This is a genomic window from Geodermatophilus pulveris (genome assembly GCF_900188375.1).
Taxonomy (GTDB): Bacteria; Actinomycetota; Actinomycetes; order Mycobacteriales; family Geodermatophilaceae; genus Geodermatophilus; species Geodermatophilus pulveris.
On the sequence record NZ_FZOO01000003.1, the window covers coordinates 455031 to 479416 of the forward strand.

25 protein-coding genes, 1 tRNA gene and 1 pseudogene are annotated in these 24386 nt (G+C 69.7%); 10 read left to right on the forward strand and 17 right to left on the reverse strand.

All coding sequences use genetic code 11. From position 1 onward, the window contains the following. Nucleotides 1-21: 21 nt before the first annotated feature. From CHB98_RS08895 to CHB98_RS08905, 3 genes are all read left to right on the forward strand, one after another. Entirely contained in the window at nt 22-1113 is a 1092-nt protein-coding gene (locus CHB98_RS08895; RefSeq protein WP_089305204.1) for a class I SAM-dependent methyltransferase, read from the forward strand. A gap of 95 nt (nt 1114-1208) precedes the next feature. Continuing rightward, nucleotides 1209-3299: an alpha/beta hydrolase gene (locus CHB98_RS08900; protein ID WP_218822302.1), complete on the forward strand. Its 2091-nt coding sequence runs from the start codon at nt 1209-1211 to the stop codon at nt 3297-3299. A 44-nt stretch (nt 3300-3343) separates the two neighbouring features. After that, nucleotides 3344-3673: a type II toxin-antitoxin system PemK/MazF family toxin gene (locus CHB98_RS08905; protein ID WP_245821024.1), complete on the forward strand. Its 330-nt coding sequence runs from the start codon at nt 3344-3346 to the stop codon at nt 3671-3673. Nucleotides 3674-3965: 292 nt separating this feature from the next. Here CHB98_RS08905 and CHB98_RS08910 read toward each other — a convergent pair whose 3' ends face one another. From CHB98_RS08910 to CHB98_RS08960, 11 genes are all read right to left on the reverse strand, one after another. After that, a complete protein-coding gene (locus tag CHB98_RS08910) occupies nt 3966-4733 on the reverse strand; it encodes a DUF6544 family protein (protein ID WP_218822303.1) in 768 nt (255 codons plus the stop codon). Further along, nucleotides 4730-5014, reverse strand: coding sequence for a hypothetical protein (locus CHB98_RS21570; RefSeq protein WP_179224342.1), 285 nt, complete (start codon nt 5012-5014; stop codon nt 4730-4732). Before CHB98_RS21570 ends, CHB98_RS08910 begins: the two co-directional genes overlap by 4 nt. 523 nt (nt 5015-5537) lie before the next feature. Continuing rightward, on the reverse strand, nt 5538-6530 hold the full coding sequence (locus CHB98_RS08920; protein WP_089305205.1) for an NAD(P)-dependent alcohol dehydrogenase: 993 nt from the start codon (nt 6528-6530) through the stop codon (nt 5538-5540). A 139-nt stretch (nt 6531-6669) separates the two neighbouring features. Continuing rightward, nucleotides 6670-7320 (reverse strand): DUF2306 domain-containing protein, encoded by a 651-nt coding sequence (locus CHB98_RS08925; RefSeq protein WP_089305206.1) that lies wholly within the window; start codon nt 7318-7320, stop codon nt 6670-6672. Beyond that, complete coding sequence (locus CHB98_RS08930; protein WP_089305207.1) at nt 7317-8000, reverse strand: hypothetical protein; 684 nt, start codon at nt 7998-8000, stop codon at nt 7317-7319. The genes CHB98_RS08925 and CHB98_RS08930 overlap by 4 nt, the downstream gene beginning before the upstream one ends. Before the next feature lie 69 nt (nt 8001-8069). Further along, nucleotides 8070-8825, reverse strand: a complete 756-nt coding sequence (locus CHB98_RS08935; protein WP_089305208.1) for a DUF4389 domain-containing protein — start codon at nt 8823-8825, stop codon at nt 8070-8072. A gap of 142 nt (nt 8826-8967) precedes the next feature. Then, the gene (locus CHB98_RS08940) at nt 8968-9342 is read right to left on the reverse strand and encodes an ANTAR domain-containing protein (protein ID WP_089305209.1); all 375 of its coding nucleotides are present in this window, start codon (nt 9340-9342) and stop codon (nt 8968-8970) included. A 105-nt stretch (nt 9343-9447) separates the two neighbouring features. Further along, entirely contained in the window at nt 9448-10131 is a 684-nt protein-coding gene (locus CHB98_RS08945) for a response regulator (RefSeq protein ID WP_089305210.1), read from the reverse strand. Continuing rightward, a complete protein-coding gene (locus tag CHB98_RS08950; protein ID WP_089305211.1) occupies nt 10128-12206 on the reverse strand; it encodes a GAF domain-containing sensor histidine kinase in 2079 nt (692 codons plus the stop codon). The genes CHB98_RS08945 and CHB98_RS08950 overlap by 4 nt, the downstream gene beginning before the upstream one ends. 778 nt (nt 12207-12984) lie before the next feature. Beyond that, the gene (locus CHB98_RS08955; protein ID WP_089305212.1) at nt 12985-14118 is read right to left on the reverse strand and encodes a site-specific integrase; all 1134 of its coding nucleotides are present in this window, start codon (nt 14116-14118) and stop codon (nt 12985-12987) included. A 41-nt stretch (nt 14119-14159) separates the two neighbouring features. After that, nucleotides 14160-14375 carry an excisionase family DNA-binding protein gene (locus tag CHB98_RS08960; RefSeq protein ID WP_089305213.1) on the reverse strand — a complete coding sequence of 72 codons (216 nt, stop codon included), beginning with the start codon at nt 14373-14375 and terminating at the stop codon, nt 14160-14162. A gap of 1173 nt (nt 14376-15548) precedes the next feature. Here CHB98_RS08960 and CHB98_RS23025 point away from each other — a divergent pair. The 4 genes from CHB98_RS23025 (at nt 15549) to CHB98_RS08980 (ending at nt 17580) form a co-directional block, all read left to right on the forward strand. Further along, nucleotides 15549-15863, forward strand: coding sequence for a helix-turn-helix domain-containing protein (locus CHB98_RS23025; protein ID WP_179224344.1), 315 nt, complete (start codon nt 15549-15551; stop codon nt 15861-15863). A 4-nt stretch (nt 15864-15867) separates the two neighbouring features. Continuing rightward, nucleotides 15868-16266, forward strand: coding sequence for a DDE-type integrase/transposase/recombinase (locus CHB98_RS08970; protein WP_179224346.1), 399 nt, complete (start codon nt 15868-15870; stop codon nt 16264-16266). A gap of 184 nt (nt 16267-16450) precedes the next feature. Further along, a complete protein-coding gene (locus tag CHB98_RS08975; protein WP_089305216.1) occupies nt 16451-17167 on the forward strand; it encodes a hypothetical protein in 717 nt (238 codons plus the stop codon). Nucleotides 17168-17271: 104 nt separating this feature from the next. Beyond that, on the forward strand, nt 17272-17580 hold the full coding sequence (locus CHB98_RS08980) for a hypothetical protein (RefSeq protein ID WP_089305217.1): 309 nt from the start codon (nt 17272-17274) through the stop codon (nt 17578-17580). A 334-nt stretch (nt 17581-17914) separates the two neighbouring features. Here the strand turns inward: CHB98_RS08980 and CHB98_RS08985 are convergent. From CHB98_RS08985 to CHB98_RS09010, 6 genes and pseudogenes are all read right to left on the reverse strand, one after another. Then, nucleotides 17915-17990, reverse strand: a tRNA-Met gene (locus CHB98_RS08985). A gap of 224 nt (nt 17991-18214) precedes the next feature. Further along, on the reverse strand, nt 18215-19471 hold the full coding sequence (locus tag CHB98_RS08990) for a hypothetical protein (RefSeq protein ID WP_089305218.1): 1257 nt from the start codon (nt 19469-19471) through the stop codon (nt 18215-18217). A 32-nt stretch (nt 19472-19503) separates the two neighbouring features. Then, nucleotides 19504-19854 (reverse strand): hypothetical protein, encoded by a 351-nt coding sequence (locus tag CHB98_RS08995; RefSeq protein ID WP_089305219.1) that lies wholly within the window; start codon nt 19852-19854, stop codon nt 19504-19506. 67 nt (nt 19855-19921) lie between these two features. Further along, nucleotides 19922-20323 carry a GIY-YIG nuclease family protein gene (locus CHB98_RS09000; RefSeq protein WP_089305220.1) on the reverse strand — a complete coding sequence of 134 codons (402 nt, stop codon included), beginning with the start codon at nt 20321-20323 and terminating at the stop codon, nt 19922-19924. Nucleotides 20324-21350: 1027 nt separating this feature from the next. Beyond that, a pseudogene (locus tag CHB98_RS22310) lies at nt 21351-21515 on the reverse strand (IS3 family transposase); the annotation flags it as partial. Between the two features lie 97 nt (nt 21516-21612). Then, nucleotides 21613-22698, reverse strand: coding sequence for a DUF4062 domain-containing protein (locus tag CHB98_RS09010; protein WP_089305222.1), 1086 nt, complete (start codon nt 22696-22698; stop codon nt 21613-21615). A gap of 72 nt (nt 22699-22770) precedes the next feature. Between CHB98_RS09010 and CHB98_RS09015 the strand changes: the two genes are divergently transcribed. The 3 genes from CHB98_RS09015 to CHB98_RS09025 all read left to right on the forward strand — a co-directional run bounded on the left by CHB98_RS09015 (nt 22771) and on the right by CHB98_RS09025 (nt 23932). Continuing rightward, entirely contained in the window at nt 22771-23016 is a 246-nt protein-coding gene (locus CHB98_RS09015; RefSeq protein WP_089305223.1) for a hypothetical protein, read from the forward strand. A gap of 381 nt (nt 23017-23397) precedes the next feature. Beyond that, a complete protein-coding gene (locus CHB98_RS09020) occupies nt 23398-23631 on the forward strand; it encodes a hypothetical protein (RefSeq protein ID WP_089305224.1) in 234 nt (77 codons plus the stop codon). Nucleotide 23632: 1 nt separating this feature from the next. Continuing rightward, on the forward strand, nt 23633-23932 hold the full coding sequence (locus CHB98_RS09025) for a type II toxin-antitoxin system PemK/MazF family toxin (protein WP_245821025.1): 300 nt from the start codon (nt 23633-23635) through the stop codon (nt 23930-23932). Nucleotides 23933-24386 lie beyond the last annotated feature (454 nt).

The following is a 24386-nucleotide window of genomic DNA, read 5'->3' on the forward strand; positions in this document are numbered from 1 at the left end:
CCCCACACCTGAGGAGTCGTCATGACCGCCACCGAGCTGCCCGCCCCCGTCCAGCGGCCGATCGACCCGGAGAAGCTGATGGGCTTCGTCTTCCGCGCCGTGGACGAGGTGGGCGCGACGCTCAACACCGCGCTCGTCGTCATGGGCGACGCCCTGGGCTACTACCGCGCGATGGCCGACGGCACCGCCGTCACGCCGTCCGAGCTGGCGGAGCGGACGGGCACCGACGAGCACTACGCGCGGGAGTGGCTGGCCGCCCAGGCTGCCGGCAGCTACGTCGACTACGACCCGGAGATCCGCCGGTACACGCTGCCGGCCGAGCAGGCCGCGGCGCTGACGGACGAGAGCAGCCCGGCCTATCTGCCCGGCTTCTTCCAGCTCGCGCACGGCACCGTGCGCGATGCCGCCGCGGTCCTCGAGGCAGCCCGCACCGGCGACGGCATCGGCTGGCACGCCCACAGCGGCGACGTCCACGTCGGCTGCGAGCGGTTCTTCCGCACGATGTACAACGCGCACCTGATCGGCGAGTGGCTGCCGGCCCTGGACGGCGTCGTCCAGAAGCTGGCGCGGGGCGCGACGGTCGCCGACGTCGGCTGCGGCCACGGCGCCTCGACGATCCTCATGGCGCAGCACTTCCCGCGGTCGACGTTCGTCGGCTCCGACTACCACGAGGGGTCGATCGCCGTCGCCCGCGAACGGGCGGAGCGGGCCGGTGTGGCCGACCGCGTGCGGTTCGAGGTGGCGCCGGCCACCGGCTTCTCCGGCACGGGCTTCGACCTGGTGACGATGTTCGACTGCCTGCACGACATGGGCGACCCGGTCGGGGCGGCGCGCCACGTGAAGGAGACCCTCGCCGCGGACGGCACCTGGATGATCGTCGAGCCGATGGCCGGCGACCGGGTGGAGGACAACCTCAACCCGGTCGGCCGGACCTACTACGGGTTCTCGACCCTGCTCTGCACGCCGGCGTCGCTCTCCCAGGACGTCGGCCTCGCGCTGGGCACGCAGGCCGGGCCGGCCCGCATCCGCGACGTCGCCACGGCGGCGGGCTTCCGCCGGTTCCGTCCGGCCGCGAACACACCGTTCAACAACGTCCTCGAGGTCCGCCCGTGACCGTGTCGCCGGAGGTCCGACGACGGACCGGGCAGGAGCAGACTGCGCACGTGCGGCAGGCTCCGAGCCGAGCGCGGGATCCCGACGTCCAGGGCGTGGTGCAGCGGGACGGCGTCCGGCTGGCGTACGAGGTCTTCGGACCGGACCACGGCCCGACCGTCCTGCTCATGCCGACCTGGGCGATCATCCCGTCGCGGCACTGGAAAGCCCAGATCGGCTATCTGGCCCGGTACTTCCGGGTCGTGAGCTTCGACGGCCGGGGCAGCGGGGGCTCCGACCGGCCGGCGGGGGCGGCGGCCTACACCGACGTGGAGTACGCGCAGGACACGGTCGCGGTGATGGACGCCACCGGCACCGACGCGGCGGTCCTGGTCTCGCTCTCCTGCGGCGCGACCTGGTCGGTGCACGTCGCGGCCGGTCATCCGGACCGGGTGCTCGGTCTGTTCGCCATCTCCCCGTCCTGCGGCTTCCCCGTCTCACAACCCGACCGGGAGCGCTACGCCTGGGACGCCTGGCACGACGTCCGCGACGGCTGGGCCCGCTACAACCGGTACTTCTGGCTCGAGGACGACTACGACGCCTTCCTGTCGTTCTTCTTCGGCCAGATGTTCAGCGAGCCGCACTCCACCAGGCAGATCGAGGACTGCATCGGCTGGGGACGTGAGGTGGCGCCGGAGACGCTCGTCGACGCGACGGCAGGCCGGCTGGGTTGCGACGGCGCGGTCTGCCTGCCGATCGAGCCGCTGTGCGCAGAGGTCCGGTGCCCGGTCACCGTGGTGGCCGGCACGGACGACCGGGTCCGGTCGTACGTGATCGGCGAGCGGCTGGCCGAGTCCACCGGCGGTTCGTTGGTGCTGCTGGAGGGCAGCGGGCACGGACCCCACACCCGCGACCCCGTGCGGGTCAACCACCTGGTCAGGGGATTCGTCGACCGGGTGTGCCCCCGGGTCGGGCGGACGACGTGGACGCGGGCGGCGCGGCGGCCGGAGCGGGCGCTGTACCTCTCGTCGCCGATCGGGCTCGGGCACGCCCGGCGCGACGTCGCGATCGCTGCCGAACTGCGCCGGCTGCGCCCTGACCTCCGGATCGACTGGCTCGCCCAGCACCCGGTGACCCGGGTGCTCGAGGGGCGAGGAGAGCGGATCCACCCGGCCTCGGCCTGGCTGGCCAACGAGTCCGGGCACGTCGAGCACGAGTCGGGGGAGCACGACCTGAACGCGTTCCAGGCGATCCGGCGGATGGACGAGATCCTGGTGAACAACTTCCTGGTGTTCGCCGACGTCGTCGCCGAGGAGCACTACGACCTGGTGGTGGGCGACGAGGCCTGGGAGGTGGACCACTTCCTGCACGAGAACCCGGAGCTCAAGCGGTTCGACTTCGCGTGGATGACCGACTTCGTCGGCTGGCTGCCGATGCCGGAGGGCGGCGCGGCCGAGGCGGCGCTGACCGCCGACTACAACGCCGAGATGCTCGAGCAGCGGGCGCGGTTCCCGCGCCTGCGGGACCGCTCGATCTTCGTGGGCAGCCCCGACGACATCGTGGACGGCGACTTCGGCCCGGGTCTGCCGCCGATCCGGACGTGGACGGAGCAGAACTTCGATTTCGCCGGTTACGTCACCGGCTTCGACCCGGCGGCGCTGCGGGGCACCGAGGAGGTGCGGCGGGACCTCGGCGTGCGCGCCGACGAGAAGCTCTGCCTCGTCACCGTCGGCGGATCGGGGGTGGGTGGCTCGCTGCTGCGGCGCGTGCTGGACGCCGTCCCGGTGGTCCGGCAGCTGGTGCCCGAGTTGACGTTCCTGTTCGTCACCGGACCCCGGATCGATCCCGCGTCGCTGCCCGAGGTGCCCGGCGTCCGGGTGACGGGCTACCTCCCCGACCTGTACCGGCACCTGGCGGCGTGCGACCTGGCGGTGGTGCAGGGCGGCCTCACCACCTGTATGGAGCTGACCGCCCTGCGCAAGCCGTTCGTCCATGTCCCGCTGCGCCGGCACTTCGAGCAGAACTTCCACGTGCGCCGGCGGCTCGACCGCTACGGGGCCGGCCGTTGCGTGCCGTACGAAGACGCCGCGGAGCCCGACGCCCTCGCACAGATCATCGCCGAGGAGGTGACCCGGGAGGTCGCCTACCGGCCGGTGGAGACCGACGGAGCTGCTCGGGCGGCCGCGCTGCTGGCGGAGCTCCTCTGACAGCCCGCTGGGCTGGATCGACAGGCATGTGACGGGGTCGGCAGGTGGAGCAGGTCGCCGGCCAGATGCCAGTCCTCGCCGACCGACTCACCACGGCGATCGACCGCTGGTCCCGCACCGGCCGGCTGTCCGCCAACGCCCGCGACCTGCCACCCATGCTGCCCCTCTCGACCTGGTTGGTCGCGCCGACGTCCACCTCGGCCCGAGCGGCCACGTTCCGTCCCGAGGTGTCCATCGACGGCCGCCCAACCCGGGTGCTGGCCGAACAGACGACTGCGGTGGACCCGCAGCGCTTGGGTGAGTCGGCCGGGCACCTCACCTTCGATGAACTGCGCCAGGTCGACGCAGCGCTGCGCCTGGTCCTCGGCCTGTGAGAAACCTCTGGCGCGTCGCCTCGCTGGACGAGCGTCGCCTGGAAGTCCGCTGGGCACGCCACGACGCGCTGCTTCGTGCGGCTGGCCGCGGCGGTCCAGTCGCGGCATCTGGGATGCCGTCCCGTTGGCGGAACTCCTGGCGCGGGTGGGTCCGACAGCGCCTACCACCCCGCCGATCGCCTGCTGGGTGCCCCCGGTCACCTCGCCGCCGGCTCATCGTGCGGCGCCTGTGACCGGCTCGTGGTCACGGCCAGCGGTGCGCCGCGGCTGGGGCCGATCGGACCACGGCGGCTCAGCGGAACACGGCGTCGGTGATCTGAGCTCGGAAGAACTCCCCTTCGGCCTGGCGGTCGGTGCCCCACCACCAGCCGGCACGGAGCGACGAGCCGATGGTCACGCCGGCGAAGGTCCGCTCGGCGTCGATGGCCACGCCGAACGGATAGCGGCCGAAGGGGGCTCCGTCCGGGTTGCCCCAGCGCTGCATGAGGGCGCCCGGCAATTGCCCGTCCTGGCCGACGTGCAGCTCAGCGCTCTCGTCCTCTCCGTCGATCCGCCAGGTGACGACGACCCGGTCGTCGTCGGGACCGGGCGTCCACGTCGCGGCGCGGAACGCCGTCGGCACCAGCACCATCTCACCGGCCAGACGGCCTGCGGCGCTCCGGGTGACGTCCGGCCCCGTGGCGGACATGACGGGGACCAGCCCTCCCAACCGCCATCGCATCTGGCCTGACCCGGAGCTGAGCCGGTCGAAGCCGACCACCGGAACGCCGAGGATCCGGGCCGTCGCAGCCCAGACGAAGCCTCGGGGCGGGGCGAGGACCTGCCGCGCGGTGAAGGGCCGCCAGGCGCCGATGCGGATGTGACCGCGCATCGACAGCTCCACCGACTGCCACAGCGGCGTGCCCGGGGCGACCGCACGGGTCAGCCAGCGGCGCGCCGGTTCGGGCACATCAGCGAGCATCGAACGGTCGAAGGCCTCCGGCGCCTCGGTGGCGCGGCCCAGCACGTCCCACTCCCGGCGCACGCTCCGCGCCGCCCTGGGCACCGCGGAACGGGTCACCGCGTCCCTCCGGCGGACGGAGGCGTCGGCGTGCGGTGTGCCGCGGCGACGGCGACCGCCACGGCGATGAGCGCGGCGGCGTCCACAACGAGACCGGCCAGCGCGATCGAGGCCGACGGCACGAGCACCGCGATCGACAGCAGCGCAGCCAGGAGACCGATCGGCCGCCAGGTGGGACGGCTCGTGAGAACGAGGACGGCGGTCAACTGGAGGAGGAGCGCAGCTGCCAACCAGACGCCGCCGATGATGATCCCGGGACGGGATCCCGCGGCCGGGGACACGTCGTCGGACGGTAGCGGCCGACGGTCCGTCGGCGGCGCCGGACGACGGTCGGACGCGGCGAGCCGACTGCGACGACAGGCGTCCAGGTCGTCGCCGCCTGCGCTCTCGTACCGCACACCGCGGCTCCGGTGGTGCTCCGCCGGCGCGACGCCTGACCGCCACGTCGTCCACGAGGCCGGTCAGCTCGGCGCTCAGGCGGCGGGCCGGCTCGGACTGGTGGTAGGCGCGTGCGCCGGAGTAGGACCGCCGGCCCTGCAGGTCGTCGGAGTCGATCCGTCCGCCGGTGTGCGCGTGGGACGAGACGGTGACCACGCGGGCCGGGGCGCTCCGCTGCAGCCGGTCGAGGAGCAGGTCGGTGAGCAGGAACGGTGCGAGGTGGTTGAGGGCGAAGGTGTGCTCGAGCCCGTCGGCGGTGACGGGCCGGGTGTTCCAGTAGCCGCCGACGGTGTTGATCAGCACGCACCTCCGCCCGGGTGGGCAGGTTCGTCCCGGGTCACGGCGTGGCTCTCCTCCGGCGGGCGGCTATGCGCTGCCAGGCGCGACGTGGATGACGATCTTGCCGATCGCGCGCCCGTCCAGCAGGTGGCGGATGGCCGCGGCGGTCTCGGCGAGCGGGTAGACCCGGTCGACCGCGGACGTGACCGCGCCGGCGTCGATCAGCTCGCGCAGTGCCACCAGGTCCCCGGCGTTCTCCGAGGCCACGAAGGTGCCCAGGTGCTGGCCGACGAACCTGGACAGCACGGCCGCCCGGACCTGGCGGTCGCTGCCGCCGAGCCACCTCCCGTCGGTCTCGCCGCCCACGATCACGAGGCGTCCTCTGGCGACGAGGGCTCGGCGGAGGACGGACAACGGGCGGTTGCCGCCGACGTCGAGGATGACGTCGTAGCGCTCCTGCTGATCGGTGATGTCCTCGCGGGTGTAGTCGACGACGTGGTCGGCGCCCAGCGCCCGGACCGCGTCGACCTTCGCCGTCCTGGCCACGCCGGTCACGACGGCCCCCGCCGCCTTGGCGATCTGGACGGCGAAGGTGCCCACGCCGCCGGAGGCGCCGATGACCAGGACCCGCTGCCCGGCCTGCACCCGACCGTGGTCCCGGACGGCCTGGAGGGCGGTGGACCCGGAGATGGGCACGGCCGCCGCCTGGTCGAAGGAGAGACCCGGAGGCTTCAGGGCGAGCTTGTCCGGCCGCACGACCGCGTAGCCGGCGAACGTGCTCGTGGACATGCCGAACACCTCGTCGCCCGGCGCGAAGCCGCGCACGTCGGCGCCCACCGCGGCGACCGTTCCGGCGAGGCTGCGGCCGGGGCTCGCGTACTTCGGTCGGCGGAGCCCGAAGCCGGCGAGGCGGATGGGGTAGGGGAGTCCGGCCATGATGTGCCACGTGCCCCGGTCCACGCTGGCGGCGTGCACGCGCACGAGTACGTCGTCGTCCCCGACCGTGGGCCGGTCGGTGTTGCGGAGCCGCAGGACGTCCTCCGGTGCGGGCCCGTACCGGTCCTGGACGATCGCCTGCATCGAGGGTCTGCCGGTGCCGACCGGTGGCGCACTCAGGGAGCCGGGCTCGGTAGCTCTCATCGGGACCTTCCGTTCTCACGTGGTGGTGGACGGGTGGTTGCTGCAGCACGGGGATCCATCGCCTCGACCTCGCGGTCGGTCAGGGCACCGCCGCTCGCATCGCTGGCGCTGGGGTGCGGCGGCGTGGCCGGCTACGGATGGCTCCCTCGGCGACGGCCAGGTTGATGCCCCAGGCGGCCGCGAGCAGGAGTGCGGTGGTCAGGTCGCCGGTGCCGAGGAGCGCCCCGCCGATGCCCAGGGTGAAGACCTGGGTGCCGGCGACGAGGCCGATGGCGTAGCTGCGGATCATCCAGGCCCGGTGGCGTGTGGTGTCGCGACGTCGGGCGGCGCGGAGGCCGAGGACGAGGGTGACCACCATCGCCACGCCGAACGCCAGCCGCAGCGGGTACAGCACCTCGCGGGTGGCGCCCTCCCGTGGGACGTACTGGTTCAGCCACAGGGCCGACAGCGCCACGCCCAGTCCGGCGACGACCAGCACCCGCCCGGCCCGGCGGTGCCAGCTGTGCCGGCGCAGCCGTGGCGCGAACTGGAAGGCGCCCACGACCGCGAACGCGGCGGCGCAGGTGATGTGCAGCACCACCGGCAGCGGCGTCGCGTGGTAGCGGGCGTCGGAGGGGATCGCCTGCGTGCCGCCGGACAGCTCGACGAGGCGCAGCGCGCCGGCGACCACCGGGACGGTGCCGAGCGCCACCAGGGCGATCGTCACCCGCCACGTCCGCCAGCGCGTCATCGGACCGCGGTGCGACCGGGGCGATCCTCGACGGCGACCGGCCGGGCGTCGGCTTGGCGCGAGGTGCGCCACAGGGAGTACCCGAGGCCGATCAGCGCGATGCCGTTGGGGAAGGCGATCAGCCGGTAGAGGGCATCGGGCATCAGGGCCAGGACGGCGCTGACCAGGCCACCCACGGCGAGCAGGACGGCCGCCCAGCGGGCGAGGACGTGGGCCCGGTACAGCGCGATCCCGAACACGAGGCCACCGGACAGGTAGCAGGCGCTCTGCAGCTGGAACAGCGTCCCCAGCACGCCGACGTCGCCCGCGGCGGCGTCCCCGGTGAAGGTCGCGAGGACGTTGCCGACGAAGGCCGGCTCGGTCTCCGCGAGGGGAGGCAGGACGTACCCCAGGGCGAAGGTGGAACTGGTGATGAGCAGGTAGCCCGCTGCCAGGACCAGGTAGCCCACGAGGCCGACGACCCCGTTGCGGCGGACCTGGCTCAGGTACATGCCGGTGATCCCGACCAGCGCCAGCACGGCCATCAGGACCTTCAGGGAGTTGCGGACCGCCATCTCGGTCGTGGTGATCGAGGTGGTGTCCAGCGGGGGGTGGCCGAGCTGGACCCCGACGAAGAGCGTGCCCGCGGCGATCGCGGCGGCCCCGCTGGCTCGGACGAGGGACGAGGGGCTGACCGTCATGTGGCGCTCCTGGTGGTGGCGGTGAGCGGAGGTCGCGGGCGGCGCCGCGCGTCCCGTCGTGCGGGGGTGTCAGCGCGGGGAGGCGGCCGGGGTCGGCGGCGGCGCGGTCGGCATCGCCGGTGGTGTCGGCCCGGGTGGCACCGAGGCCGGGTCGGTGCCGCCGGTGTCCAGCCGGAACGGCGGGTAGCGGTCGGTCATCAGCGCGGCGTAGGCCGTGACCCGGAGCGCCCAGCGGTCCATGCCGAGGACGAAGTCGTAGAGCGGCTTCGGGTAGCGGCCGGTGAAGAGCAGCGTGATCGCGGCGATCAGCACGAGCAGCCCGACGAGGCTCCACCCGGCGGTCGAGCCGTCGTCCCAGGTGTCGTTCGTCTCACCGGCCCGCGTGCCGAGCCAGACGCCTCCGCCGACGAAGACGGCGAGGACGAGGAAGTGCGGGATGGCCAGCAGCCACTTCACGAAGATCAGTCCTCGGGACAACCGTTCGGGGTAGGTCACTGCGAGGTGCGCGGGGTGGTCCGGCACGTCGGCCAGGGTGAACGGCGGGTAGCGGTCCGTCCCGAGCGCCCAGTAGCCGTAGTGGTGCACGCGCCAGGACCAGCGCAGGACCCCGACGTTGAAGTCGAACAGCGATCGTGGGTAGCGGCCGGTGAAGAGGATCGCGAAGAAGGCGATCACCGTGATGACGACGAACGCCACCCACAGGAGGAACAGCACGACGACGTGGGGGATCAGGAGCAGCCACTTCACCAGCCACAGCCAGCGGGAGAGCGCCGGGTCCAGGGAAGCGTCGACACGTACGGGATAGGGGGTGCGGTTCTCGGTCATTCCGGCCTCCGCGGAGGAGGGCGTGAGCACGCCCTGAGATGAGGCATGCAGTCTGGCGCCGGCTCGTGCCGGGGCACATCGGCGTGATGACCGGTCCGGACGGGCGCTTTGTCGTAGGCCCGCTGCAGTACGCGTCCTGCGGTCAGCGCGGGGGTGCCGGCAGCGGCGGTGGGGTCACCGAGCGGACTGCCTCGGCGAGTCGGTCCGGGAACTCGACGTCCTCGTCCAGGCAGGCCCTGGCGCCGGCGCGGAGGACGGCGGTCATCGAGATGCGCCCGCTGCACACGGCGATCACGGCTCGTCCGCGACGGGCGAGTTCGGCGACGACGAGCAGGTCCTGCGCGTGCTCGCGCCGGCTCAGCTCCAGGACCACGAGATCCGGAGCGAGGTCGGTGGCCAGCTGCGCGAGCAGCCGCGGCGTACCCGTCGTACCGACGACCCGGTCCCCGTGGAGCTCCAGCAGGCTGGACAGGGACCTGCGGACGCGGACGTCGCGAGCGGCAACCAGCACCCTCATCGCTGCACCGCCTGGATCCGGAGTGCTCCTCAGCTCAGCACGCGACCGGCTCCGCGTCACCGGCGCAATGACCTGTCGTGGCAGGGAGGAACGGCCGAGGCTCGTCTACCGGGGGGTCACCGGTACCAGGCCCTGGTGGACGGCGTACAGCGCCGCCTGGGTGCGCGACCGCAGCCCCAGCTTGTCGAGGATGCTGCTGACGTGGGTGCGGGCGGTGCGCTCGCTGATCACCAGCCGGGAGGCGACCTCCCGGTTCGACAGCCCGGCCGCGAGCAGGACGAGGACCTCGTGCTCCCGGGCGGTGAGGGGCTCGGCCACGGCCCGGCCGGGTGCGCTGAAGGCCCGGGCCAGCTGCCGGGAGACGGCCGCTCCCAGCGGCATCTCACCGCGGCGGGCCTTGCGGATGCCGTCGACGACCTGGTCGGCCTCGGCGTCCTTCAGCAGGTAGCCGGAGGCGCCTGCCTCGAGCGCACCGCGGATCCGGTCGACCTCGCTGTAGCTGGTCATGGCCATGACGGCGATGCCGTCGTACCGCTGGGTCAGCAGCCGCGTCGCGGTGACCCCGTCCGTGCCGGGCATGAGCAGATCCATGAGGACCACGTGCGGAGGCTCCCCCTCGGCGACCAACGCGGCGACCAGGTCGAGTGCTGCCCGTCCGTCGGCGGCCTCGCCGACGACCTCCACGTCGTCGACGAGTTCGAGGTAGCTGCGCAGCCCGCGGCGCACCACCGCGTGGTCGTCGACGAGGCAGACGCGGATCCGCTCGTCGGCAGGCTCAGGGGCGGTCATCGCGCGTCCGACACGGGTGACGTGGCCGGCACCGCCAGCGTGCTCCCGGGTGTGGTCAGCGGGATCACGGCCGACACCCGGGTGCCCCGCCCCGGTCCGGTGTCCACCACGAGGGAGCCGCCGAGCTGTTCCATCCGCTGCGCCATCGTGCGCAGGCCCAGGTGTCCGGGCTGGGGCGTGGACGCGTCGAAGCCCACGCCGTCGTCCGTCACGTCGACCAGCAACTCCTGGCCGCTGTTCCGGCGACGCAGCTGCACGACCGCGCTCCGGGCCCCGGAGTGCTTCGCGACGTTGGCGAGGGCCTCCTGCACCAGCCGGTAGACCTGCTCTTCCACATCGCCCGGCAGCGGGATCGGCCGCTTCGGCGCTCGGACCTCGACGCGGATCTCGGTACGCGCGCTGACCCCCTCGGCCTGCTTGCGGATCGCGGCGGCCAGACCCTCTTCCCGCAGTGCCTCCGGTCGCAGTTCGAAGATGAGCGCCCGCATCTCGGCGAGCGCACCCTGCGTCAATGCGCGCAGGTTGCCCAGCCGCTCACCCAGCGGTCCTTCGGGTGGTAGGCCTGCTCGTTCGAGGAGCAGTTGCGCGCCGCGGGTCTCCAGCGTCATCGAGAACAGGGCCTGGGAGACCGAGTCATGGAGTTCGCGCGCCAGGCGGTGCCGGGCCTGTAGCGCCAGGCGCTGCTGCGCCTCGGCGAAGAGCCGGGCGTTCTCGATCGCGACGCCGGCCTGCGCGGCGAGGGTGACCACGGCGCGCTCGTCGCCGTCGGTGAACCCCGACGGGCCGCGCTTCTCGGTGAGGTAGAGGTTGCCGTAGATCCGTCCGCGGACCGTGATCGGCACCCCCAGGAACGAGGTCATCGGTGGGTGGTGCGGCGGGAAACCGACCGACCGCGGGTCGTTCTGGATGCTGCCCAGACGCAGCGGACGGGCATCGGAGGTCAGGGCGCCCAGGATCCCTCGGCCGATGGGCAGGGCTCCGATCGCGGCGCGCTGGTCCTCCGTGAGGCCGTGGGTGATGAAGTCCTCCAGCCGACCGTCCCGGCCGAGCACCCCCACCGCGCCGTACCGGGCGTCCGCGACGTCGCACGCCAGTTCCACGATCTTGGTCAGCACTGCCGGGAGGGACAGCTCGGAGGCCAGTGCCAGCCCGGCCGCGATGAGCCCCTCGTCCCGGCGGGAGGACGCGGCGGCGTCGGCGTACAGCCGGGCGTTGTCGACGGCCGTGGCGGCCTGGTCGGCGACGGCGGCGAGGAACCGCAATTCGTCGCCGTCCGGCGGCGGACCTGGCCAGAAGGTCTTGACGGCGCCGACCGGGTGGTTGCGGGCGACCATCGGGAAGGACGCGATGCTCCGCCAGTCCAGATCACCGTCGAGGTCCTCCAACCAACGCAGCACCGGGTCCTCACGGGCCCGGTCGACCACGACCGTCTGCTGGTTCCGGAATGCGGCCACCGACGGCAGGGCCTCCTTGCCGTCGGCCAGTGCCCGCCGGAAGCGGTCGGCATAGTCCGCCGGGAGACCGGCTGTCCCCGCGACGCGCAACCGGGCGGGCTCGCCGTCGAAGACGATGGCGGCGCAGCCGGTCATCTCCGTTGCCTCCAACAGGCACGCGGCGACGGTGTCGAGGGTCGCCTCCAGCGACTCCGCCAGCGCCACCTGTGCCGCCAGATGGGTCAGCGTGGCCTGCCAGCGCACCGCGCGACGCTCCTCGGTGACGTCCCGGAACGCCCGCACGACCAGGCGCTGGCCCTGGACGTCCAGTGGGACGTCGGAGTACTCGACTTCCCGTCGCCCACTGCCCCTGGCGGAGTGCACCCCCCGCGCAGGCACGGTGATTACCGCGGTCCGGTGCGGTGCCGCCGGACCCGGGAGCGCCTCGTGTCCGGCATCTCCGAGCGCCCACCCCGCGGGATTGACGTGCAGGACGTGCAGATCCGGCGTGAGCAGGGCGACGCCCTGGGACAGGCCGTCCACCATCCGGACGAGGTCGTCGAACCCGCCTACCGCCGGCCAGTCGTCATGCCACGCGGACGTGGTGGCATGGATGTCCGCAGCGCTCCCCACCGGCACCACCGCCCAACGGTCCGCTGCCGCGAAGCTACTCCCGTCGACTGGTCCTGTGATCGTTCTCGACCGCGTCAGGACGGCGTGGTGACCGAGGATCGGCCCGCACGACTGGACCGCCGCAGCTCTGGAGGAGCCGACCGGTGGAGGATCGCGACCTGCCGGCCGACTGGTCCAGCTCCACGCGCGGCCGGTCACCGTCGTGATCGACCACGAGGCATGCGCCCGGCCCACCCCCGCACGGACCTGCCGGTCGTCGCCAGGTGCCGGGTGTGCTGTGCCAGCGCGCGCGGTGAGGCCTGCGGTGTGACGGACCACGGGCGACTCGCAGATCTCGCGCTGCGCGTCGCGAGGGACCGGTGCACGGAGCGAGGACATCGCCAAGCCCCTCACCCACCGGGACCAGGCCATCCAGGAGTGGTACCGCCGGCAGTTGATCAGGCGCGTGCTCGCGCACGGCACCGGACAGGACGAGCCTCGACCGGACGCCAACCGGGGCGCGTCTGCTCGACCGGTCAGCCGGGCGAGGATCGCGGCGAGCACGGCGACTCCGCGGAAGACCACGGCGGATGCGTCGTCGCGGGTGGCCGGTCGGCGCCGGACCTGCCTGGGGACGCCGCTCGACGATGCCCGCGACAACGCGGTGGAGCGGGTGACCGGGATCGAACCGGCATGGCCAGCTTGGAAGGCGGGGCGATGTAGACCTATAGGCGCTGGTCAGCGGCTCGTTGAGCTCCCCGAGAGGGTCCACGTGACCACTATGTGACCAATCGCCTCTCGGTCGGCATCACTCCGGCCGCTGGTCGCCGTTGCTCTCCGGTGCCTTGGTGATAGCACCGAGCATGGCGTCAAGGGCCCGGGCGATGTCGGCATCGCGGTCGTCGGCGGCGTGCTGGTAGAGGAGCGCGGCGGCGGGGGAGGAGTGACCGAGCCGACGCATGAGCTCTCTCGTGGTCGCTCCGGTAGCAGCGGCCAGGGTGGCGCCGGTATGACGGAGTTCGTGTGGCCGGACCGGCGGCAACCCGATGGCGTCCGCGGCGCGGCGGAAGGTGGAGTTCCAGTTGCTGCGGGCAAGGTAGCCGCCGGTACTGGTGCCAAACAGGAGGGCGTCCGGAGGAGTCGGGACGTGCTTCTCCAGGTGCTCCTCCAGTACCGCCGCGACCGCGGCGGGGAGGGTCACCGTCCGGTGTCCGGCGTCGGTCTTCGGTTCGCCGAGCACCCACCGGCCGCCAACGCGTCGCACCGAACGCTCGACGCGCAGCCGGCCGCCAGACAGGACGTCGGATCGGCGCAGGGCCGTGGCTTCACCGAACCGGAGCCCGCCGAAGGCGAGGACGAGCAGCAGGGCGCGGTAGCGAGCGGTCCTCCGGTCCCGCCCCAGTTGGTCGGCAAGCTGCAGTGCTTCTGCGGCGGTGAGTGCGCGAGACGGCCGGGTGGCCTTGGGAGTGCCGGCGCCCCGCAACCGGCATGGATTGGACGCGATGGCTTCGTCGGCCACCGCGACGTTGAGGATGGCGCGCAGGAGCCGATACGACTGCGCCAGTGCTGTCGGGCCCGTCGTCCGGCCGGCCTTGGCGTGCCAGGAGCGGACGGCGGCGGGGGTGACCTCGCCGACGGGAACGTCCGCCCATGGCTCGGCGAGGTGGTGACGCCACAGGCCGGCGTAGAGGACGCGGGTGCCCTCGCGGAGGTCATTGCGGGCAAGGTAGTCCTCGGCGTACTCGCCGACGGCGCGGCTGCTGGCGTTCGGCGCTCGCCAGCTCTTCCGCAGGAGGTCGGTCTGCTGACTTGCCAGCCACGCCCAGGCGTCGGCCTTGGTGCCGAAGATTTTGGTGTGGCGCCGACCATCAGGGCCGAGGTACCGGGCGCGGTAGCGGCCACTCGGAAGCCGGTCGACCGACCCGAACGTCCGCTTGGCCACGTCGAGACCTTGACGGGTACCTCAGCTCGCGTCGTCGACGATCACCGCTGGCTGTGGACGCGGCCGGAATCCACAAAGGCGTCTAGCGTCGAGCGCTCCAGGCGCACATACTTGCCGACTTTGACGTAGTCGATCCGGCGCTCGGTGATGAGCCGGCGAATGAACCGCTCGCCGGTACCGAGGTACTCGCCGGCCTGCGCGACGGTCAGGAGCGGGTCGCGGTCGGAATGCCGATCCTGTGCCGCTCGCGTCGTCATGGGATCTAGCGTCGCCGGTGATCCTCCGGTGATCCTCCTGTGGACCTCCGGTGATCCTCCGGTCGTCCTTCCTTCGGCGTCTGACCGTGTGACCCTTCGACGCGATGAGTGCGGACGCGGGCTTCGAGGTCGTGGTGGGTACTGACGGCGGCATCGCACCCGAGGAGCTTGCGCGCGATGGTGTAGCCGGGGCGCGCACCTGCGCATCGTGGCCCAGGTCGAACGTCCGCAGATCCGCCGGGTCTATGGCGTGCTCCGGGGGAGGTCCGTCAGGTGCTATGGAAGGACTTCGAAGCTGCCAGCCGCCTCGCAGTGGAGGACGTCGAGTCGGGCCCGACCTCTGCCGATCGGTGAGGTTCGTCGCTGACACGACATGCACTCGTCTAATTCCTCGGGGCCGACGAGCGCCTGAGTACGCGGCCCGGGAACGCTCGAGCGGGCCCAGTTCCACCCCGACGGCGGCATCGCCGTCTCCCTGGCGAGCCGACTTGACCTGCACTACCTCCATCGAGCCGGCCGGTTCAGCCCAGACGACGTCCGACGCATCTGGGCGGTCACGGAGGACCCGAGCTCGATCACCAGCGCGGTCCCGATCACGGCCCCAGCGGTGGCCCACTTCGACTCCGCGGAGTTGGCCGCACTCCGCGACCCGTGAGAACGGCTAATCAACTAATCAACTCTGCGGCTATCGATCACGGGGCTCCGCTGGGCACGAAGGATCGCGCCATCGCCGCGGTCGCTGAGACCGGCGCCGTGGAAGTCATCTGGTGACCGGACTGCCCTGGTTCGAAAGGCAGGAGCACACACCCCGGCGAGGCGGCCTAGCTCCGCCTGTCGGCGTCGGCGAACTCGTCACAACGAGTCAGCTGCGCCGGAGTGCATGAGGTGTGACGGCCCGCGATCTTGATTCCACCAGTACCGATCGAAGGGCTCGAGCGGCGGCGTCGGAGACGCAGGTGCGCTTGGGCGATCAGCCGGACGATGGACGGGCCGAGGACTGCTCAAGGCCTAGCTGTACTGACCGGACAGGTTGGTGCACCGCGTTGTGAGCGGTCGATCTTGATGTGAGGAGGGACCTCCGGGTCAGGTGTGGAGCTGTCTGACGGCATCCATCCCGACCGCGGAGGTCGCTCGTGTCCCACGCTAGTGCCCGGCTGACTCCTGCCGGGCCCATTGGTCCTGGTCCAACGGATCGCCTCCGGTCGCCCACCGGCGCACGTGGCCGCGGAGATGGGTGTCTCCCGGGCGTGTGCTTACAAGTGGTGGGGCAGGTGGCGGGCCGAGGGCAAGGCCGGTCTCGTCGACCCGGTCCAGCCATGCCCGCCGCCATCCCAGGCGCACCCCGGCGTGCACCGAGACCCGGATCCGAATTTCCCGGCTCCTGTCCCGCTCCGGACCGGTCGCGATCGGGGCGCACGTGAATATGCCGGCTTCGATGGTCGGGCGAGTGCTGCGCCGACACCAGGCCCCGCCGCTGGCTGCCTGTGACCCGGTGACCGGGCAGGTCATCCGCGCCTGCCGGCGCAGCGCCAACCGCTACAAACACGACCGGCCCGGCTCGCTGGTCCACATCGATGTGAAGAAGCTCGGACGCATCCCTGACGGCGGCGCCTGGCGCGCCCACGGCCGTGGCACCCGTCCCAGCTCAGCCCGCGGGTTGGGTTACGACTACGTCCACGCCGCCGTCGACGATCACTTTCGGCTGGCCTACGCCGAGATCCTGGGCGATGAGAAGGGCGCCACCTGCGCCGGCTTCTTCATCCGCCCGCCGCCCTTCTACGCCGGGCATGGCATCACCATCGAGCGAGTCATCACCGACAACGCCTTCAACTACCGCAGGTCCCGGGACTTCGCCGCCGCAGCAACGGCGATCGGCGCCGGCAGAAGTTGATCCGACCGCACTGCCCTTGGACCAACGGCAAGGCCGAAGGGCAGTCCCGAATGGCTATCTGAAAAGCGCTTCAGCCATGAGGACGGCCGCCGCGGGCCGGACCGGGGGAGAGAGTAGTTGACTAGCTAGGGGGACGGGAGTGTCCAGAGTGCCTCAGGAGGCGTCAGAGCCTTACGATCGCTAGGTGGACTGGCTGCTTGTGGGGCTGACGGCTGCCGTCGTCGGCGCTGTCGCGCTGGTGTTCGCAGCCTCTGAAGCCTTCACCTTGAGCGTCAAGGCCGGGCCGTTGCAGGTCGAGCTCCGGCACTCAAGCCGCCGGACGGATAGGGCGTCCGTGTCAGCGCGGGTCGACGAGGCGGTCAACGAGGCGCTCGCCGCAGGGCGGGACGTCGGGCGAGTCGGTGAAAGCGTGGTGGTTAACCTGCTGCCGGCCTACGACGTCGAGGCCTTAACTCGACTCCTCGGCGTGAGACCGGTCATTGGGGCCGAAGTGCCCCTCCCTGTCCCTGGCCCAGGCCAGCTGGAGCTACCCGAGCCGGCGCCGCCGAGGGTCGACAAGGAAGCCATCCTGCTTGCGTACCAGCAGGCGCGGTCCAGCCGGCACAGGGTCCGAGTCACCGTCTGGGTCTACGCCTGCTTCTGCAGCCTTATGGCCGGGCTCTTCCTTACCATGGTGCAGCTAGCCATCGTGGCCGACCTTGGGACTGTATGGGTTGGTGCGTTTCTGGCGCTCGCTGTCGTCCTATTTGGCGTCATGGTCATAGTTGGCAGGCTTGCGGTCCGCAAAACGCCGTACCAGGAGCATGCAGCGTTCTACTGGCAGTTGTTGGCTGAAGCAGGTGTGACTGGCGAGCAGGCCAATGAGGCCATGCGCCAGGCCGAGACCTTGAGCCTCAGGTGACGGGGGGACACCCTCCCCGCACCCTGCAGCTTCGCCTCCGAATCAACACCGGGCAGCTCAAGTCCAAGTTCTCAGCAACGGGCGAAACTGCGCTGTCGAATCGAGTGACTGCCTACGGCATCCGCCTTGCCGACCTCTCCGTCACGATCGCTCGCCAGCAGAGTTCGCCCCAGGTTGGCCCCGACCAGGTGACAGCTGGGGTTATCGCCGCCATGAACGAGTCGAAGAAGGGCTTCGACTTGCCCCTGCTGTTCACTGGCGCCGCTCTGGGAGTCCTTGGCAACACCATCCCGGAGTTCCATCCGGTTGACCAGGTCACCGGAGAGACGTTCGTCATCGCCACTGGCAGCATCCTCGCCGCTTGCGGATTCGGCATGCGGGCGATGTGGAACTACGTGCGAGGCAAGGGCTAGATGAGATTGCACCAGCTCGTTGCGGCAGCCACGCCCAAAGCGATGCGCTCGAACTGAGGGGCATTAGGGGCGCCTGGGGCTTGCGTCAACTGGATCACCGGCAGTGAGTAGTCAGCGCCAGAACGTGAGAGTACCGTCGCCCAGTGGAGGAACTGCTGTTACAGCTCGTCATCCCTGTGGTGACGCTCTTCGGGGGATGGTCCGGCAAGAGTTTCCAGTTCCGCAGCGAACGCAAGCAAAGGAGAGCTAAGTGCTCGTCGGACCCGCACCGAGCATCGTGGCGCCTCGTCTCTCCACTGAGCCGCTCCCGCCTGGCCATGAATCGACCAGGCCCTGGTGGCGGAGGCGGGTCTCGATCCCGCGGCCTCCAGGATATGAACCTGGCGAGCTACCAACTGCTCCACTCCACTATGTGGCCAGGAATCAATGACCCCGACCTCGAGGGGTGGCAGTGGTTACCCGCTCTGCCTTACCTGACCGGTCGCAAGCTAACAAAAGTGGGCGGCCACCCTTCGGTTCTGACTCACGGCGCTTTTCACCGTTTGACGCCACAAAACTCAGACACCTCGGCGCAGGGCGCCCTTCTCCGAGGGAAGGAGGAACTCAGCTAGCCCCACGATGGCCAGGCTACCCGTCATCCCATCCTCTCGTCGATCGTAACGATTCGCTCGAGTGACGAAATCTCGGGGGCGACCGGGAAGACGAATGTTCCTTCTTGAACAGCGTCCACGCCGGTGGACGTGAGCCTGTAGTTGAACTTAATGGCGTCTCCTGCGTCCCGCTTGGCGAACAGGTAGAAGCTGACTGACTTCTCTTCCCCGTGTGGACGGACGTCGCCAAGGAGCAGTCTGACGATAGGCGGCTTTTCGAAGAAGTTCTCGATGGTTATGTGTGTGGGTTCGATCTCGACTTCGGTCTCCCCCGTCGGCAACTCGAGTCCGGATGTCAGACCCAGCACACCGCCCCCCTGAGGGGGGAGCGGGAGCCTGTCCGGCAGGGCTTCGTTTCCGTGCATGGCCTTCAGGAAGCCGGGATCGGATGACCACAAGACGATCTGAACCTGGGGCAGGTTCCGTGTCGTTGGGTTGCGGACGATGACTTGTAGGTCCTGACCGAATATCGCCAGGCGGCGCAGGTAGAGACCGCGAATTCTTCTTTTGCACTCGGCTAGGTGCAGGCCGACGATGCGTTCATCACGTTCGTTGAGCGTCCACGCGCGCAGAAGATCGCCACGTGCCTGTATCCACCTAGCGACTGCTTCCGCGCCTGAGTCCAACCGCACGAGGGGCGGTCCTTCGTAGGACACGTCCAGGTCGAGACGTGGTGTCTCCGTTGCTCGACGAAGCAAGCGCTCCTGCAACTTGTCAAGGTCGCCGTCGTCCGCTGGTGCCGTGTTGGCTAGCCCCCGAACGAAGATGGTGGCCACTGACATCACGCGCTTGCCGTCACTCCACTCCTTTCGGAGTTGCCAGATTTCGTCGCCCCACTTCGGCGGTTCCACCAAGACGACGAGTACTTGCTTGCCATCGATGCTGATGTACTGCGAGGACCACGACGGGTGCCGCGTGCTCAAGTACGGGCTGAGCTTGTTGTCGAGGTCTACCGGATCGATCGGGGTGATGCCGACCAGGTTGTTGGGCTCCGCGCCGACGATCATGTAACCGACGCCGCCGAACTCGTGCTCAGCGTGTGGGGGGTGCCGGTTGGCCAGGCCGAGGATGCAACGAGCGATGTGGAAGGCGCCGTTCCTGTGGCTCAGGTCCAGCGTGCTCTTCCACTCGACGCTGCGGCTCTCGTCGTTGGGGTTGGCGTTGACGACGGCCTCGACCAGCCTTCGCACCTCCGCAGGGCTCCGGAGAGCTTGGTCCCTGGGTATGTCGAGCACCAGCACCGTCCCGTTCGTTGCGGAACGCCATCGTATGGCTACCGAGGTCGGCGCCTGCGGGTGTCCTTGGTCTTGCGCTGCGTCACCTCGTGCGCCGGCTCCGACTCGGTCATGGCAAGCAGCGCACTCGATGCGTTGTCGGGGGAGCGGCCGAGGCGCTTGCGGATGTCCTCGGTCGGCTCGATGAGGATCTTGCAGTTCTGCAGCTTCCACTTCGGGAAGGTCAGCTCGTTGAGGGTGACGTCGTCGAGCTGGCTCAGCTCGTACTCGCGCTCCCGGAAGGCGTTGCGGGCCTCCCACCAGTGCTGAGCACGCAGGTTGGTGTACTTCTTCGGCTGGTCACCCTTCGACCGGTCCTCGTCCGGCTCCTCCTCGGACGCCTCAGACACGGAGATGGGGTTAATCTGGACCTCGTGCCCGGGTCATACGCAGTCTTCGAGGTCAGCATCTTGATGCTCACTCGGAAAGCTCCCGCTTGAGCACCGTGTCTGTCCGGTAGGCGGCGTCGGATCGGTTGTGAGCCGGGTGCTCGGACAGGATGAACTCCAGTTCCGCTCTGAGCGCATCTGCGCGGGAGGCCATGGGTTCAATGTGAACTTCGGCGACGTCGGTCCACCAGGACGCCCGTCGATGAGCCTTAAGACGTTTCTTGATGTCCTCGGTCACGCCGACGTAGAGCAACGAGCCGTCTTCGGCCAGATGTCTGTAGAGCACGTGGCCCTTGACGTCGGCTGGACCCACGATCTTGGGATCGTGGGTTAGAGTAACCGGCGGCGCACCCGTCGCCGCATCGATCGGCTGAAGAACCTCTTCCGGCTCAACAAGCAGGCCGTCGTCATACAGCGACACGGCGATCATGACGACACTGCGGGACAATTGCTGTTGATTTGAAATCGCTCTGACTTCGTCTTTGAGTAACGGTCGCCCGTGGCGGACCTCCTCTCGCTTCACCCAAACCCACGCACCCACTTGGGCGGGGTCTAGAGCGTCGACAAGGTCCACGGGGACTTCGACGGGTGGCTCAGTGAGATCAGCGGTCGCTTCCCATTGTGACTCATCCATGTCGTATGCTCCCATTCAGTTGATTCGACCCTACTGAAGCTAGTCATTGCACAAATGGCGTGCACGGGAACCTCGGCCCTGATCGGCCGGGGGTTCCGTCATTCCCGGCCATTTCCGGCTCTTCTGGACGGTGGCTCCGTGCCGTGGTGCTTCTGCCAGTACCTGCGCCGGGCAGCGTCACGACGCCTCAGGTCTTTCTCTGCAGTTCGGCGTCTTGGAGGGCTTCGGTCTGTCCCCACTCTCCTTGGCCGTACTGCTCCATGACGAGCTGGCCGTCTTGGACGAAGCCGGCGTCGAAGACTCGGTGGTGCGCATGGACGTAGCTTGGCGCCTCGCCGATGGCGGCCAGGAACCTCAGTCGACCAAGGGCCGGCAGGATCTGGCCGTCCCAGACAGCCCTCAGAGCTGACTTGAGTGTGGAGGTAGCTGACCGTCCACCAGGCCGAGATGAGGTCGACGATGCGCTGGCGCTGGCTGGTGACCTTGTGCGGGTAGTTCTTGGACCGCCAGACCTCGTAGGCGACCGGAAAGCATGCTGCGTCGATCAGGTACTTGCCCACCTTGAGCCGGGGGACGACAGGCGGGACTGCTTGCTCCCGCAGCGCTTGGATAACCACCCACTCGCCGGCGCCCTCCCGAGCGAGGCGAGGGAGGTTCCAGGGACGAACGAGGTCGGGACGGCCCTCGATGAATGGCACGCAGTCAGGATCGCGTACTGCTAGGCGTCCCACCAATGGCGGATCAGTCCAAGCTCTAGCGACTCGGGTGGGTGCTCATGGCGAAGGGGACTGCCCCCACTCCAGTTGACTCGTCGGGTGGGCGGTCAGGCCGCGGTAGCGGCGGTGGGGAGTGTCTCGTACTCGATCGGGGTGAGCCGGCCGAGTCGGGGTTGCCTGCGGACGTTGGTGATACGTGCGCACGATCCAGGTGATGATCGCCAGCCGTAGTGCTCACGAGTCGCCCAGCGCCGGCGGTCGCGCACGCTCTTGCCAGACTTACGCAGCCCTCAAGGGACTGCGCGACGGCGCAGCCAAGTTCGGCAAGGACGGCGCGGAGTAGAGAGGGCACTCGCCCGGCGAAGCGTTCTAGTCCACCTGAATGACGGCGCTGGGGATCGCTCGCAGCGACACCAGGTACTGGTCGCCGGCCGGAGTGAGCCTCCAGTAGACGGACTTGTCGCTCACGGTCCGCTTCTTTGTCCCGGTCGTGATGATGCCCAGTGCTCGGAGTTGGACGATGATCGCTCCCCACGCCCTGTCGGAGATCTCTGCGGACTCACGGTGCCAACCCCTACCCCAGTTGCCGTCGGCGTCGCTTTGAATCTCGCGCAGCATGTGGTTGTTGAACGTCGCCCGCAGAGTGGGCTCGGGCGCTTCATCGATCATGAAAGGGCCCAACACCTCAACGATCTCGTCCCAGGTGTAGGTAAGGTCGCCGTCTTCGGACTGACTTCCGCCGTAATAGCCGCTGTGGACGAGGTCCAGCTCGATCTTGTCGTCACCGTAGGCGAAGCGCTCATCGATCTGCGTCGGCTCTGTCGTTGAGTTCTCGGCTTCCTTCTTCTCGAACTGCGCGATCTTTGCCTGCAGCTCTGCGATCTCAGCGCGTGTCTCTGCCGTCATGGCCCGGTCGCCGCGCACCCATCCCGGTCGCGGGTTGGTCTTGATCAGGTGCATCAGACCGCGCGTGATCTTGGATCCGAGGTCCTCGGCGTTCTTCCAGTCCTTCGTCATCTTGAGTTGGACCTTCTTGCGGAACTCGGCGAGCTTCTCCGCGGCCGCGTCGTTCCGATCGGTCTTGCCCACCGGAATCTTGTCAGGCTCAGCCGGGACGAATCCCATTACCGGAACGCCGAGCTCAACTGCGTAGTCATACTCCTTCTCGGTGTAGCTAATCCCTTCCGCGGTCATCGACCCATATCGGCCGCCGACGATGACCAGGTAGTAGTCGCTCTGCTCGATGACGCCCTTGATGAGCGTCCACTGGTCCGTGTCGCCGGCGGGGAACAGCTCCATGCCAGCAGGCAGACAGTCCATCTCGAGCAACGCCTGCATGACCTCGCGGCGCTCGTCGACAAGGTCCGAGAACGTGGAGCTGATGAACACCTGATAGCGCCGATCCATGCTCGCAACGCTATCGAGGCGGCCGGCCACAGAGTCCTGGAGCAGCACCGGCGTGCACCGGCTCGGAGGACTTGGAGCAAGGCGGCGGCCACACTATGGGCACGCCGGCGGCTGGTTTCGGTGACGTTCCGCGGCCGCGTCGAGCACCGCGACAGCCGGTCCGCACTACTCGCAGCCGCCTGCATCCGCGGCGGCCGGCAGCCCGATCTCCTGAGCGACGCCGGCTGGTGGCAGACCCCGGTGGGGCAGTACGCCGTCGTCGCCCTCGTCATCTACAGCCGGGCAGCAGCCGAGCGGGTTGCAGTGCCAGTGGAGGACATCGCGCGATGGATCGCCGCTCGGCGCGGCCTCGAGCTCACCGCGTGACCACAGTGTGGTCACGCGGCGCCAGGGGGCTGACGTGAGGCTGCGACCTCGCCGTATGAGCCGCCCGGCGTGACCAGAACATGACCAATGGAGCGGAAAACAGGGGTCAAGAAGGGGTCGCATCGGGCCTTGCGGAGGGTCCTCCAGACCTTCTCCAGGAGCCCTAACAGGCGCACTGACCTGCGGCTTTGCGTGGAGCGGGTGACCGGGATCGAACCGGCATGGCCAGCTTGGAAGGCTTGGACCTCTGAGGCATGTCTTCGCTGGTCAGTGGCTTGGCTGGCAGCGTTCGTGCCTTCCGTGTGCCTCAGCATCGGCTCGCCTCCGCGGTGCCTCCAGAAGCTCGGCCCTACGTCTTACGATTTGTGAGACGCTGTAGGGATGGCTGAAACGATCACCTTCCGTCCCGATGAGGACGCCCGCCGGGCGTTGGCCGTTCTGACGCAAGATGGCACCTCCGTCTCCACGGCCGTTCGAGCAGCTCTGATCGAAGCCGCCAAGACGGCAGCGCAGGACAGGCTGCGCGCAGAGGCTGTTGCGCTGGTCGCCGATGACACGGATCGTGCCGAGGCGGCTCAGGTCCTTCGGGACATGGCCACGCTGCGTGCGTGGTGAGGTGCACCGGCTGCGCTCACCCCGGGGCGCCCGGGGACATGAGCAGGCCGGCGTCCGCTACGCGGTCGTCGTCCAGTCCGCCCTGCTGCCGCTGTCGACCTGGCTGGTCGCTCCGACGTCCACCTCGGCACGCGCGGCCACGTTCCGTCCTGAGGTGTCCATCGAGGGGCGTCCGACCCGGGTGCTGGCTGAGCAGACGAGTGCCGTGGATCCGCAGCGGTTGGGGGAGAAGGTCGGGCACCTCAGCTTCGATGAACTGCGCCAGGTTGACGCTGCGCTGCGCCTGGTCCTCGGCCTGTGACAAGCGCCCGCACCTCCCGCCAGCGGCTCACCGGCGAGCACGAGCCGCCGCTCTGCTGCCGGGATCCCCGATCTACAAGAGAAGGGGCTCTTCATACCTGCGGCGGGTGTGAGGACTCGCGCGCGTTAGTGAGGCCGGAAAGGGGTCGAGACCTTCCAGGATCAGGAGTGTCAACGGCGGGCGAAAGCTGACCCCCTGCCGCCAGGGGGTCAGTTTCAGGTGCCGTCGACAAGGAGCGCCAGGCGACCTGACCGGAAGGCCTCGATGGTGTCCGAGCCTACGGCGTGTGCTCGCCCGCGCTCATGTCCTGATCCCTGCTACTGCGGCCGCTGGGATCGGCTCGTCGGCCTGGACGGGTCCCACGTCATCGCGGTCGTCGACAGATCGCGGCCGGGTGCGGGGAGCACCGACCCTCCGCGAGACGGTCACCGGCTCGACCACAGGAACCCCAGTC

Excerpts from the sequence above, each read along its gene's own strand:
- CHB98_RS08960 (WP_089305213.1), bottom strand. The coding sequence starts at position 14,375 with ATGACGACGCGAGCGGCACAGGATCGGCATTCCGACCGCGACCCGCTC.
- CHB98_RS08930 (WP_089305207.1), bottom strand. The coding sequence starts at position 8,000 with ATGACGGTCAGCCCCTCGTCCCTCGTCCGAGCCAGCGGGGCCGCCGCG.
- CHB98_RS08925 (WP_089305206.1), bottom strand. The coding sequence starts at position 7,320 with ATGACGCGCTGGCGGACGTGGCGGGTGACGATCGCCCTGGTGGCGCTC.
- CHB98_RS08935 (WP_089305208.1), bottom strand. The coding sequence starts at position 8,825 with ATGACCGAGAACCGCACCCCCTATCCCGTACGTGTCGACGCTTCCCTG.
- CHB98_RS08895 (WP_089305204.1), top strand. The coding sequence starts at position 22 with ATGACCGCCACCGAGCTGCCCGCCCCCGTCCAGCGGCCGATCGACCCG.
- CHB98_RS08945 (WP_089305210.1), bottom strand. The coding sequence starts at position 10,131 with ATGACCGCCCCTGAGCCTGCCGACGAGCGGATCCGCGTCTGCCTCGTC.
- CHB98_RS08920 (WP_089305205.1), bottom strand. The coding sequence starts at position 6,530 with ATGCAGGCGATCGTCCAGGACCGGTACGGGCCCGCACCGGAGGACGTC.
- CHB98_RS08940 (WP_089305209.1), bottom strand. The coding sequence starts at position 9,342 with ATGAGGGTGCTGGTTGCCGCTCGCGACGTCCGCGTCCGCAGGTCCCTG.
- CHB98_RS09000 (WP_089305220.1), bottom strand. The coding sequence starts at position 20,323 with ATGATCGCCGTGTCGCTGTATGACGACGGCCTGCTTGTTGAGCCGGAA.
- CHB98_RS09020 (WP_089305224.1), top strand. The coding sequence starts at position 23,398 with ATGGCTGAAACGATCACCTTCCGTCCCGATGAGGACGCCCGCCGGGCG.